This is a genomic window from Anaeromyxobacter sp. Red801 (genome assembly GCF_049201065.2).
Classification (GTDB): domain Bacteria; phylum Myxococcota; class Myxococcia; order Myxococcales; family Anaeromyxobacteraceae; genus Anaeromyxobacter.
On record NZ_CM181236.1, the window covers coordinates 4,520,560 to 4,533,165 of the forward strand.

Below are 12,606 nucleotides of genomic sequence, written 5' to 3' on the forward strand. Positions count from 1 at the left end.
TCCGGGCCGCACGGGAGGTGGATGCGGGCCGGGGGGGCGCTTAGGATCTGCGCCCACCATGCTCGCGCCCACCCTGGCCCCGCTCCTCGCGCTCGCGCTCGCCGCCCGCGCCGACCTCACCACCACCGCCGAGCAGACCGGCTTCCGCGAGACCGGCCGCTACGACGAGGCGGTCCGGCTCTGCCGCGGGCTCGCCGCCGCGCACCCGGCGCGCGCCCGCTGCGTCACCTTCGGCGAGACGCCCGAGGGCCGGCCGCTGGTGGCGCTCGCGGCGAGCGCGGGCGGCGGGCTCGATCCCCGCGCCGCGCGGGCGGCGCGCCGGCCGGTGGTGCTCCTCCAGGGCGGCATCCACGCCGCCGAGATCGACGGCAAGGACGCCGGCTTCCTGGTGCTGCGCGAGCTGCTCGCCTCGAAGGACGGCGGGCCGCTCGCGAAGGTCACGGCGCTGTTCGTGCCGGTGCTGAACGCCGACGGGCACGAGCGCTTCGGGCCGAACCACCGGCCGAACCAGCGCGGCCCGGAGGCGTCCGGCTGGCGCACCACCGCGCAGAACCTGAACCTGAACCGCGACTACGTCGCGGCGCAGGCGCCGGAGACGCAGGCGGTGCTCCGGCTCATGGACGCCTGGGACCCCATCGCCCTCGGCGACCTCCACGTCACCGACGGCGCGCAGTTCCAGCACGACCTCGCGGTGATGGTCGAGCCGCGCCAGGGCTACTCGGCCGCGATGCGCGAGGAGGGCGCGGCGCTCTCGGCCGCGCTGATGGAGCGGCTCGCCGCGGCGGGCCACCTGCCGCTCGACTTCTACCCTTCGCTCCGCGAGGACGGCGATCCCGCCTCCGGCTTCGCCCCCTACCCCGCGCCCATCCGCTTCGGCCACGGCTACTGGGCCGCGCGGAACCGCTTCGGCATCCTGCTCGAGACCCACTCCTGGCGGCCGTATCCGCACCGGGTGAAGGCCACCGCCCACTTCGTGCGCGCGCTGCTCGACCTCGCCGCCGAGCGGGGCGGCCGCTGGCGCGCCGCCGCCGACCGCGCCGACCGCGAGGGCGCGGCGTCGGGAGGGCGGGAGGTGGAGATCGCCTGGACGCCCGGGTCGCGCACGCGGACGCTCGCGTTCCAGGGCTACGCCTACGTGCGCGAGGACTCGCCGGTGCTCGGGAGGAAGGTCCCGCGCTACGACGAGACGCGGCCGGAGGTCTGGAACGTCCCGGTGGTGGACGAGCTCGTGGTCGGGCGGGCGCGCGTGCCGGAGGGCGGCTGGATCGTCCCGGCCGCGCACGCGGGGTGGGTGGCCGGGAAGCTCCGGCTGCACGGCATCCGCTTCGAGCGGATGGCCTCCCCCCGGACCGCGGCGGCGGTCGAGGCGTTCCGCGCCACCGCCGTCGAGGCGAAGGCGCAGTCGTTCGAGGGCCGCCACCAGACCACGCTCGCCGGCGCCTGGGCCCCGGAGGCGCGCGACCTCGCCCCGGGCTGGCTCTGGATCCCCTCGGCGCAGCCGCTCGCGCCGCTCGCCGCCATGCTGCTCGATCCAGCCGGGCCCGACGCGTTCGTGGCCTGGGGCGCGTTCGCCACCGCGTTCGAGAAGAAGGAGTACATCGAGGACTACGTGCTCGACCCGTGGGCGCGGGCGCTGCTCGCGAAGGATCCGGCGGTGAAGGCGGAGTTCGAGCGGCGGCTCGCCGACCCGGCGTTCGCGAAGGACCCGGCCGCGCGGCTCGAGTTCTTCTACCGGCGCCACCCGGCCTACGACGAGGCCTACCGGCTCTACCCGGTGCTTCGGGCCGCGCGCCGGCCCTGAGGCCGCGGCCCCGACGCCGCCGCCCGCGCCGGTCCACGTCCGGCGCGCCCGGCAGCGGGTCGGGAGTTCCCGACAGCCCTGCGGCCAACCCCGCGAGATCGCGTCGCGCGGGGCTGGCCGCGCTCCTGCAGTAGCGGGTGGACGACGGCGGCGCGCCACGGTGGCGGCCCCGGGACCTCGAACCCGCAGCGACTCCAGGAGAACGCCATGGCCCAGAACAAGCTCCCCTCCCTCATCGGCGCCGGCATCGGCCTCGCGCTGTTCCTCGCCATCGCGCTCCTCCCGGCGCTGCTCTACGGCGGCTACGCCGGACTGCTGCTCGCGGGCGGGATCGTCGGCACGCCGGTGCAGCCCACCCTGCTCGTCCGCGGCCTGATCGTGTTCGGGATGGGCCTCGGCGTGGTGGGCGTCGCCTCGCTGTTCGCGGTGGCCGGCGCGGCCGCCGGCGCGGCGGTGGGCGCGATCCTCACGATCGCCGGGCGCCGCCCGGTCGCCCAGGAGCAGTCGAGCCGCTGACCTTCGCGGGCGGGGACCCCGGGGCCCGGCCGCGAGGCCGGGCCCGCCTCTTTCCCCCACCCTGGGGATCCCGCCATGCGCGGACGGGCGCGCGCGGCATCGCGCAGATCCTTTCCGCCGCACCCCCGCGCCACGCAAACCCTGCGTCATCCCGTCCCTTGACCTCACGCAAACCCGTGTCCTCTCCGTGGGTTGAGTCATCGCCCCGGCGCGGGACCGGGGCACATCGGTTGCACACGCGGACCACGCCTATGCGAGCCACCCTCCTTGCCTTTGCCCTTCTCCTCTCGACCGCCGCCCGCGCCGAGGAGGCGAAGCCCGCCCCGGCGCTGCCGGCCGACGCCGAGTCCTGCCTCATGTGCCACGACAAGGGCGGCGGCGCGCCCGAGGTCGACTTCAAGGCCTTCCCCGGCTCGGTCCACGGCCAGGCCGAGGTGGGCTGCACCGACTGCCACGCCGGCTACAAGGAGGGCCCGCACGAGGGCGAGCTGCCCGCGCTCTCCGCCGCCGAGCAGGCCACCGTGGCGCGCCTGGCGAAGGGCGCCTGGGGCGAGGGCGAGGCGAAGCACGGCGTGACGGCGCCGCGCGCCTACCTCGCCTGCCAGAGCTGCCACACCACCGAGGCCGACGCGTTCGCGAAGTCGGTCCACGGCAAGTGGCTCGCGCAGGACACCAAGGCGCCGGGCGCGACCTGCGCCTCCTGCCACGGCTCCCCGCACTCCATCCCGGCGAAGCTCGCCGAGTACGCGCCGAAGGACGGCAAGCGCGTGCCCGTGCCGGCCGACCGCCGCGAGATGACGAAGCGCTGCGAGGCCTGCCACGGGAACGAGGCGTTCGCCGAGGCCGCCGGGCTCAACCCCGAGGCGGTCATCACCTACCACGACTCGATCCACGGCCGGCTGACGCGGGTGGGCAACGCGGCGGCGCCGACCTGCGTGAGCTGCCACGCGGCCGCGGCCGACGCGGGCGGCACGCACGCCATCGTGTCGAAGACCGACCCCGCGTCCACGGTGAGCGCGGCGAACAAGAAGCAGGCCTGCGCCCGCTGCCACGCCGGCGCGACCGACACCTTCGCCGGCCTGGTGGCCCACAAGCCGCTGCACGAGACCGGCGGGAGCGTCATCCCGCACATCGTCCACGTGGCGTTCTCCTGGCTCACCACGCTGACGCTGCTGTTCTTCGCGTTCCACGTGCTGGTGGACTTCATCTACGAGCTGCGCACCCGGCTCGCGAAGAAGGCGGGCCACGGCCCGAGCGCCGACGCCGTCCGCTCGGTCATCCGCTTCGACCTCCACCAGCGCATCCAGCACTGGTTCATGCTCTCGGGCGTCATCCTGCTCGGCATCACCGGCTGGCCGCTGCGCGGCGCCGGCGACGCGGAGGCGGCCACCTACTCGCGCGCGTTCATGAAGGTGTTCGGCGGCGCCGAGGGCGCGGCCACCTGGCACCGGGTGGGCGCGGTCCTCATCATCATCTCGGCCGCCTACCACCTGTTCTACCTGACGTTCCTCGCCTCCAAGAAGCGGCTGCCGCTGTCGATGCTGCCCGTCCCGAAGGACGCGCTCGACATGCGCGACAACATCCTCTTCATGATGGGCGTGAAGAAGGAGCGGCCGAAGTTCGACCGGTACATGTACCTGGAGAAGTTCGACTACTGGGCCGTGTTCTGGGGCATCGTGATGATGGTCGGCACCGGGTTCATCTTCTGGTTCCCGGTCTGGTTCGCGAGCTGGGCGCCGGGCTGGCTCATCACCGCCGCGCAGATCATCCACGGCGAGGAGGCGACGCTCGCCATCCTGTTCCTCTTCACGGTCCACTTCTACAACGTGCACCTGAAGCCCTCGATCTTCCCGATGAACTGGGCCTGGCTGAACGGGCGCATCTCGATCGAGGCGATGAAGCACGAGCATCCGCTGGAGTACGACCGGCTCAAGGACGAGCAGAACGGCTAGCCGGCCGCTCGCCGGGTCGAGCTGACGGGGGGCCGCGGGATTCCGTGCGGCCCCTTCCGTTTCCGGCGGCAGGCTCCGGGAATCGCGCGGAACGGGCTAGAATCGCCGGATCGCATGCGCCTCTCGAGGAACGCGAAGACGATCCTGGCAGGGCTCGCCGCGCTGGCGCTCCTCGGGCTGGTGGCGGGGTTCCTCCGCTTCAAGGAGTTCGTGGACGAGGACCCGCGCCTCTGCGCCACCTGCCACCGCGCCAGCCCGGAGTTCGCGCTGTGGATGGGCGGAACGCACCGGAGCGTCTCCTGCCAGCGCTGCCACCACTCCACGCCGGAGCAGGGCCTCGCCATGCTGCGCGCGTTCCTGGCCGGCCAGAAGCCGAAGGGGAAGCACGCCGAGGTGGAGGTGGGCGCCTGCGCGGAGTGCCACTTCTCCCACGACCCGCGCTGGCCGCAGGTGGGCAACTCGCGCGGCCACCGGATCCACTACCAGGAGCGCGGCATCGCCTGCGTGCGCTGCCACGCCGCCTCCATGCACGGCTTCGAGCCGGTGGCGAAGAAGTGCGAGGAGTGCCACCCGAAGCACGCGGTGGGCGTGGAGAAGATGGCGGCGCTGCACTGCTTCGCCTGCCACGAGTTCCTGGGCAGCGAGCAGGGCCTGCGCCCCACCCGCCGCGACTGCATGCGCTGCCACACCGCGCAGGGCATCCACGCGCCCATGAACGAGCACGGGGCGGACCACGGCGCGCCCATGGAGATGAGCTGCAGCGCCTGCCACCGCCCGCACCGGCCCAGCGGGCAGACGCTGGCGGCCTGCGCCGAGTGCCACGGCTCCGACGCCATGGCCCGGGGCGGCCTGCACGCGAACCGCGGCCACCGCGCCTGCCTCGAGTGCCACAAGCCGCACACCTGGACCGCCGAGCAGGCCGACTGCCTGCGCTGCCACCCGTCGGGCAAGGCGCACGCCGAGGGCACCGCCTGCACGACCTGCCACGCGTTCGTGGGGGCCCCGCTGCCCAGCTTCCCGACCGACGGGGGCGTGCGATGACGCTGCGGCTGAAGCTGTTCGTGCTCATCGCGGGCGTCATCATCTTCGCCATGTCCGGCGTGACCGCGGTGGCGCTCTGGCGCGAGCTGGTGCGCGGGCAGGAGCTGCTCCTCCGCGAGGGCGTGGCGCTCGCCTCGACCACCGCCACCGGCGCCTCGCACTGGGTGCGCGAGGGCGGGCTCGACCCCGGCGGCCCGGAGGCGCTGCCGGCGCTCCTCGAGCGGCTGGTGTCCTCGGCGCCGCTCGACCGGGCCTGGATCGTTGACTCGGCCGGCAAGGTGCTCGCGTGCGTGTCGCGCACCGGGCAGCCCTGCCCCGAGGGCGTGCCGCCGAGCGAGTTCCAGCCTGCGGACTGGCCGCTCCAGACGCTCTCGCGCCTGGTGCGGCCGGAGGGGATCGTCGCCTCCGCGCCCATCGTGCGCGCCGGGGCGGTGGTGGGCGCGGTGCGGGTGGACTTCACGCACGAGGAGGTGGTGGGCGCCGCCCGCGACCTCGCCTGGGGCGCCGCCGCGGTGGCGGCGTTCTGGATCGTGCTCGGCCACCTGCTCGCGGCCATCTTCATCCGGCAGGTGACGCAGCCGCTCGTCTCGCTCGCCAGCGCGGCCGAGTCGCTCGCCGAGGAGCGCGGGGTCCGGCTGGAGGAGCCGGAGGACCGCGAGCTCGTCGATCTCGTCCGCGCCTTCAACCACATGTCCGCCCGGCTCGACGAGCGGCGCGCCGAGAACCAGCGGCTCATCGCCGAGCTGGAGGAGCGCGTGGCGCAGAAGACCCGCGAGGTGCTGCGCGCCGACCGCCTGGCCACGCTGGGCGGCATCGCCGCCGGGTTCGCGCACGAGATCGGCAACTCGCTCAACGTCATCCGCGGCTACGCCGCGGTCACCTCGCGCGAGCTGCCCGACGACTCGCCGCACCGCTCCGACGTGGAGGCGATCCGGCGCGAGGTCACCCGGGCCGCCGGGCTCATCGAGCGCTTCCTGGTGTTCGCGCGGGCGCGCACCGTCCACCCGCTGGTGCAGCCGGTCGAGCCCATCCTGCGCGAGGCGGTGGAGGTGCTCGGCCCGGCCGCGGCGCACGCGAAGGTGGAGCGCGCGGTGGAGGTCGAGCCCGGCCTGCCCGAGCTGCTCGCCGACGCGGAGCTGCTGCGCCAGGCGTTCCTCAACCTGGGCGTGAACGCGGTGCAGGCCATGCAGGACCGCGGCGGCGGGAAGCTCACCGTGCGCGCGCTGCGCGAGCCGGGCGGCCTGGTGGTCGAGTTCCAGGACACCGGCCCCGGCATCGACGCCGAGGCGGCCGCGCACGTGTTCGAGCCGTTCTTCACCACCAAGGCGACCGGGACGGGCCTCGGCCTCGCCATCGTGCGCCAGGCCGCCGAGGCGCACGGCGGCACGGTGGAGGTGGCCGGCGCGCCCGGCGCCGGCGCCACGTTCCGGGTCCACCTGCCGGCCGCCGAGGCCGGCGCCGCCGCGGGCGCCGCGGCCGGCGGCGCGGGGTAGCCATGGCGAGCGCGAAGAAGCCCAGCCTGATGGTCATCGACGACCTGGACAGCGCGCGCCAGATGATGAAGCGCACGCTGGCCCGCTCCTACGACGTCTACGACTTCGGGTCGGTCGCGGAGGCGGTGCCGGCGGTGGAGCGCGCCGACTTCGACTGCATCGTCACCGACCTGCGCATGCCCGGCATCGACGGCATCGAGGGGCTGCGCCGCTTCCAGGCGAAGGTGCCGGAGATCCCGGTCATCCTCGTCACCGCGTTCGCCACCGTGGAGACCGCGGTGGAGGCGATGAAGGCGGGCGCGTTCGACTACCTGAAGAAGCCGTTCGAGCCGGAGGAGCTGGAGCTGGTGGTGGCGCGCGCGGTGGAGCACGCGCGGGTGAAGAAGGAGAACGCCCGCCTCCGCTCGGCGCTCGCCGGCCAGTTCAGCGTGCACGGCATCGTGGGCAAGTCGCAGGCCATGAAGGACCTGGTCTCGATGCTGGAGCGCATCGCGCCCTCCGACGTGCCCATCCTCATCGAGGGCGAGTCCGGCACCGGCAAGGACCTGCTCGCCCGCGCCGCCCACGCGCTCTCCTCGCGCGCGCAGGGGCCGTACGTGGCGCTCAACATGAGCGCCATCCCCGAGAACCTGGCCGAGTCCGAGCTGTTCGGCCACGAGAAGGGCGCGTTCACCGGCGCCGACCAGCCGCGGGCCGGGTTCTTCGCCGAGGCCGAGGGCGGCACGCTGTTCCTGGACGAGATCGGCCTCTTGCCCCCGGCGCTCCAGCCGAAGCTCCTGCGCGTGCTGCAGGACGGCGAGTTCATCCCGGTCGGCAGCCGCAAGCCGCGCAAGGCGAACGTGCGGGTGGTGGCGGCCACCAACGAGGACCTGCAGCGGCGCGTGAAGGAGGGGAAGTTCCGCGAGGACCTCTGGTTCCGGCTCCGGGTGGTCCCGCTGCGCCTGCCCCCGCTCCGCGAGCGCCGCGAGGACATCCCGCTGCTCGTCGAGCACCTCGTCCAGAAGCACGCGCTGCGCCTCTCGCGCCCGCCGCTCCAGCCGGACGCCGAGGCCATGCGGGCGCTCCTCGACCACGCCTGGCCCGGCAACATCCGCGAGCTGGAGCACGCCATCGAGCGCGGGCTGCTGCTCGCGCGCGGCGAGGCCATCACGCTCGCCGACCTGCCGCCGGAGCTGACGCCGCCCGCCGACGCGGCCGGCGGCGCCGACGAGGGGCGCTACCGGCGCGCCCGCGACGCCTGGGAGCGGCGGTTCCTCGAGGACGTGCTGCGCGAGGCGGGCGGACAGGTGGCGCGCGCCGCCGAGCTCTCCGGCCTGCACCGGTCCACGTTCTACGAGAAGCTCGCGCGCCACGGGCTCGCCGACAAGGACGCGAAGCCCTGAGCGCGACCCGCCGCCCCGGCGCGCTCCGGCTCCGCGCGGCGCGGCCCGCCGACGCCCCGGCGATCGCGCGGACGATGCGCGCGGCGGTGCGGGGCGTCGCCGCCGGCGCGCTCCCGGCCCGGTTGCGCGCGGCGTGGGGCTCGCTCCCGCCGCTCTATCACCTGTGGGCCATGAGCGCGGGCGGCGAGCGGTACCTCGTGGCGGAGCGCGGCGGCCGGGTGGCGGGGTACGCCGCCTGGCGCGGGGCGGAGCTGACCGCGGTGTTCGTGCGGCCCTCCGCGGCCGGCCGCGGGGTGGGCGCGGCGCTCGTCGCCGCGGTGGAGCGGCGGGCCCGGAGGGCCGGCGTCCCGGCGCTGCGCGTGCTCGCGGCCGGGCCCGCGATCGGCTTCTACGCCCGGCTCGGCTTCCGCCCCGGCCGCGCCGCGAGGGCGCCGCTCCCGGGCGGCCTCGCCCTCCCGGCCCGCTGGATGCGCAGGCCGCTCGCGCCCGGCTAGAGCCGCCCGCAGGGGCGGCGGAACGGGCAGCGCCGGCACGCGACCCGGTCGTCGGGCCGGGGGAAGGCGTCCTCCACCGCCACGTTCCGGGCCGGATCGACGAGCGCCCCGCGCATGGCGGCGATGGAGGCGCGCATCTGGTCCTGGCAGGTGGACAGCGCGGCCGGATCGACCGCCACCGACACGCGCCCGGCGCCGCCGTCCTCCGGCGCGGCCAGGTAGACGAGCCCGCCCACCACCGCGTCCGGCGCGGCGCCCCACTTCCGCTGCGCGTACAGCGAGTAGATGCCGAGCTGGGTGTGGTCCACCGTCCGCTCGCGGCCGGTCTTCCAGTCGAGGATGTGCACCCGGCCCTCGGCGTCGCGGTAGGCGAAGTCCACCGCCACCCAGATCTTGGTGCCCTCGAAGTCCCAGGCGTCGAGCTCGTCCACCGACAGCCAGCGGTCGCGCGGCGTGGCGCGGATGGTCTCGAGCGCCTCGCTCGCGTAGAAGCCGCGCAGCCCGCCGTCCACCACCTGCTCGAACAGCCGCTTCCAGTCGGCGTCGGAGACCGGCTCCCCGTACTCGTGCTCGACGAGGCCGGTGATGCGCGAGGCCTCGCGCCAGTAGGACTTGTCGCGCGAGGCGGCCCACTCGGCGCGCGCCTTGCGGCGGGTGCGGTCGAGCAGCTTCTCCGCCGGCCAGAACGTGCCGCTCACCCGCGCCGCCGAGAGCATCTGCTTCAGCGCGCCGTGCACCACCGAGCCCGCCCACTGCCAGCGGGAGGAGAGCTTCTTCAGGACGTACAGCTCGCGCACCGGGGTGCCGTGCGCGGCCTCCCAGCCGCCCCAGCTCCCGTAGTAGGCGTAGAAGTACGCGCGCCGGCACTCGGCGAACTTCTCGTGGCGCGACTTCGACCAGGAGAACTCGTTCTGCAGATCGGCCATGGGCAGGCCCGGCGGTCTGGGACCGCCGGGTGCCCGAGTGTAGCCGAGGGGGCTGACGGGCGGGGGGCTAGGGAGCCGGCGAGGAGGCCGGCGGCCGCTGCGCGCGCACCCTCGGGCTCCGCGGCGGCGCGCGCACCGGCGTGGCGCCGGGCACCGGGCGGACCTCGACCTTGCCGATGGCGAGCCCCTCGAGCTGCGGCCGGACCGCGGCCGGCGTGCCCACCAGCACGAGCGTCGAGCGCGCCGGATCGAGGTAGCGCTCGGCGATGCGCTGCACGTCGGCCGGGCCGACGTTCCGGACCGCGTCGGCGTAGCCGTTCCAGTAGTCGTCGGGGAGGCCGTGGATGACGAGCTCGGCGACGCGCCCGGCGATGCCGCCCACGGTGGCGAAGTCGGCCGGCAGCGAGCGGACCAGCGCGTTCCGCGCGTCCGCCAGCTCCGCCTCGCCCACCGGCTGCTCGCGCAGCTTGCGGATCTCGCCGAGGAGGTCGCCCAGCGCGGCGCCGGTCACCTCCGCCTTCACGTTGCCGTGCACGATGCTCACGCCGCCGAGGCGGCGCGCGTCGGCGCCGGCGCCCATGCCGTACGTGTAGCCCTTCTCCTCGCGCAGCGTGCGGAACAGCCGCGAGGACATGCCGCCGCCCAGCACCTGGAACGCCACCGTCGCCGCGACGTAGTCCGGCGAGGCGCGCGCCAGCCCGGGCATCCCCAGCATCACCAGCGTCTGGGGCGCGTCCGGCTTGTCGAGCAGGAGCGTGACGTGCGGCGCGGCCGGCGCGGGCGCGCGGGGGGCCGGCGCGGCGGTGCCCGCCGGCCACTTCCCGAGCGTCCGCTCGAGCAGCGGCCGCAGCTCGGCCTCGGAGACGTCGCCCACCACCACCAGCTCGGCGTTCGCGGGGCGCCAGAAGCGCGCGTGGAACGCGGCCAGGTCGGCGGGCCGGGTGGCCGCCACCGAGGCCTCGTCGCCGAGCACGTAGTGGCCGTAGGGGTGGTCCGGGCCCCAGTACGCCTTCAGGAACGCCTTGCCGGCGATGGTGGCCGGCTGGTCCCGCTGCTGGAGCAGCGTCACCTTGCGCTGGTCCTGCACGCGCGCGAAGTCCTTCGCCCGGAACGCCGGGTTCATGGCCACGTCGGCGAACAGGTCGAGCAGCTTCGGGAGGTGCCGCGAGAGCGACGAGCCGGAGAGCGAGGCCGCGTCCTGGCCGGCGCCGGCGCCGAGCGACGCGCCCAGGAAGCCGACCTCGTCGGAGAGCCGGGTGGCGGTGCGGGAGCGGGTGCCGCCCTCGGTGAGCATGCTGGCGGTGAAGCTCGCCAGGCCGGGGAGGCGCGCCGGGTCGTTCACCGCGCCGGCGCGCACCACCAGGTTGAGCGCGACGATGGGCAGCCGCCGGTGCTCGACGAGCCGCACCCGCAGGCCGTTCGCGAGCGCGAAGTGGCGCTGCTGCGGGAGGTGCAGCTCGGGCGCGGCGCCGATGGCCGGCACCTGGCCGCGATCCGGGCCGGCGGGCGCGGCGGCGGCCTGCGGCGGCGTGGCGGGGGGCGCCGCCGGCGCGGGGGCCGGCCGGGAGCCGGCGCAGCCGAGGACCGCGGCGAGGAGGACGGCGAGGGATCGGAGGCTGCGCGTCATCGGGCGCTCCCGGCGGCGGCGCCGGCGGCGGCCGGCCTGGGGTGGACGGTGAGGACCACGCGCGCGTCCTTGCGCAGGAAGCGCCGCGCCGCGTCCGACACGTCGGCGGGCGTCACGGCGCGGTAGCGGGCCAGGTCCTTCGCCAGGTACCCGGGGTCGCCGGTCCGCACGTAGTAGCCGGCCAGCGAGGCGGCGCGTCCGCCGAAGCCCCCCACCGGCTCGAGGCCGAACACCGCGCCGGCCTCGATCTTGTTCTTGGCGCGCTGCACCTCCTCGGCCGTGGGCGGCTCGCGCGCGATCCGCGCCAGCTCCTCGTCGATCTCGCGCTCCAGCCGCTCCAGCGGGACGCCCGGCTTCGGCGTCGCGACCACGAGGTACATGCTCGCGAGCGCCTGGCTCATCTGCCCGGCCGAGACGCCCTGCGCGATCTGCTCGTCCATCACCAGCCGCTTCACCAGCCGCGCGCTCTTGCCGTCGGAGAGCACGCTCGAGAGCACGTCCAGCGCCGCGTCGCCGGGCGCGAACACCCGCGGCGTCTGCCAGGCGAGGTAGAGCCGGGGGAGCTGCACGCGGTCGTCCATGGAGACCCGCCGCTCCGCCGTGAGCGGCTTCGGATCCGGCGCCTGGTGCGCGGGCCGGGCCTTGCCCGGGATGGGCCCGAACCACTTCTCCACCAGCGCGCGCGTCCGCGCCGGGTCGATGTCGCCGGCGATGGCGAGCACCGCGTTCTCCGGCCCGTACCAGCGCTCGAAGAACTGCTTCACGTCGGCGAGCGTGGCCGCCTCGAGGTCCTCGTGCGTGCCGATGGTCTGCCAGTGGTAGGGGAACTGCGGATCCCACAGGCTCGCGAGGAGCTTCTCGAACACGAGCCCGTACGGCTGCATCTCGTAGGACTGCCGGCGCTCGTTCCGCACCACGTCGCGCTGGTTGTCGAGCTTCTCCTGGGTGAGCGTGGGGAACATCCAGCCCATCCGGTCGGCCTCGATGAAGAGCATCTGCTCGAGCGCGCCGGAGGGCACCTGCTCCCAGTACACGGTGCTGTCCGGGCTGGTGCCGCCGTTCGCCTCGCCGCCGGCCGCGTCCACCAGCCGGTCGGCCTCGCCCTTGGGCAGGTGGGCGCTGCCCTGGAACATGAGGTGCTCGAAGAGGTGGGCGAAGCCGGTGCGGCCGGGCCGCTCGTCCTTCGAGCCGACGTCGTACTGGACGTGGACGCCGACGAGCGGGGCGGTGTGATCCTCGTGCAGGATCACGGTGAGGCCGTTCCCCAGGGTGAACATGGTATAGGGGATCTCCGGCGCGTCGCCCGGGGGTGGGGCGGCGGCGGCGGGCGCGGCGGTGAGGAGCGCTGCGACGAGGAGCGGGCTCGCGATCATG

At 75.2% G+C, this 12,606-nt stretch carries 10 protein-coding genes; 7 read left to right on the forward strand and 3 right to left on the reverse strand.

Annotated elements, in window-relative coordinates; genetic code table 11:
- Positions 1 to 58 precede the first annotated feature (58 nt).
- From ACOQFB_RS20830 to ACOQFB_RS20860, 7 genes are all read left to right on the forward strand, one after another.
- Positions 59 to 1,801 carry a M14 family zinc carboxypeptidase gene (locus ACOQFB_RS20830; protein ID WP_421610109.1) on the forward strand — a complete coding sequence of 581 codons (1,743 nt, stop codon included), beginning with the start codon at positions 59 to 61 and terminating at the stop codon, positions 1,799 to 1,801.
- A gap of 207 nt (positions 1,802 to 2,008) precedes the next feature.
- Entirely contained in the window at positions 2,009 to 2,317 is a 309-nt protein-coding gene (locus tag ACOQFB_RS20835) for a hypothetical protein (RefSeq protein WP_059436956.1), read from the forward strand.
- Between the two features lie 251 nt (positions 2,318 to 2,568).
- Positions 2,569 to 4,269 (forward strand): cytochrome b/b6 domain-containing protein, encoded by a 1,701-nt coding sequence (locus ACOQFB_RS20840; protein WP_421610108.1) that lies wholly within the window; start codon positions 2,569 to 2,571, stop codon positions 4,267 to 4,269.
- 114 nt (positions 4,270 to 4,383) lie between these two features.
- On the forward strand, positions 4,384 to 5,310 hold the full coding sequence (locus ACOQFB_RS20845) for a cytochrome c3 family protein (RefSeq protein WP_059436958.1): 927 nt from the start codon (positions 4,384 to 4,386) through the stop codon (positions 5,308 to 5,310).
- The gene (locus ACOQFB_RS20850) at positions 5,307 to 6,803 is read left to right on the forward strand and encodes an ATP-binding protein (protein ID WP_059436959.1); all 1,497 of its coding nucleotides are present in this window, start codon (positions 5,307 to 5,309) and stop codon (positions 6,801 to 6,803) included. The genes ACOQFB_RS20845 and ACOQFB_RS20850 overlap by 4 nt, the downstream gene beginning before the upstream one ends.
- Positions 6,804 to 6,805: 2 nt before the next feature.
- Positions 6,806 to 8,185 carry a sigma-54-dependent transcriptional regulator gene (locus tag ACOQFB_RS20855; protein ID WP_059436960.1) on the forward strand — a complete coding sequence of 460 codons (1,380 nt, stop codon included), beginning with the start codon at positions 6,806 to 6,808 and terminating at the stop codon, positions 8,183 to 8,185.
- Positions 8,186 to 8,355: 170 nt separating this feature from the next.
- Positions 8,356 to 8,679, forward strand: a complete 324-nt coding sequence (locus ACOQFB_RS20860; RefSeq protein WP_237757860.1) for a GNAT family N-acetyltransferase — start codon at positions 8,356 to 8,358, stop codon at positions 8,677 to 8,679.
- On the opposite strand, the gene ACOQFB_RS20865 is transcribed toward ACOQFB_RS20860, so the two are convergent.
- From ACOQFB_RS20865 to ACOQFB_RS20875, 3 genes are all read right to left on the reverse strand, one after another.
- Positions 8,676 to 9,605 (reverse strand): PD-(D/E)XK nuclease family protein, encoded by a 930-nt coding sequence (locus tag ACOQFB_RS20865; RefSeq protein WP_421610106.1) that lies wholly within the window; start codon positions 9,603 to 9,605, stop codon positions 8,676 to 8,678. The two genes, ACOQFB_RS20860 and ACOQFB_RS20865, sit on opposite strands and share 4 nt — an antisense overlap.
- A gap of 67 nt (positions 9,606 to 9,672) precedes the next feature.
- Positions 9,673 to 11,232: a M16 family metallopeptidase gene (locus ACOQFB_RS20870; protein ID WP_421610105.1), complete on the reverse strand. Its 1,560-nt coding sequence runs from the start codon at positions 11,230 to 11,232 to the stop codon at positions 9,673 to 9,675.
- A complete protein-coding gene (locus tag ACOQFB_RS20875) occupies positions 11,229 to 12,605 on the reverse strand; it encodes a M16 family metallopeptidase (RefSeq protein ID WP_059436964.1) in 1,377 nt (458 codons plus the stop codon). Before ACOQFB_RS20875 ends, ACOQFB_RS20870 begins: the two co-directional genes overlap by 4 nt.
- Position 12,606: the final 1 nt, after the last annotated feature.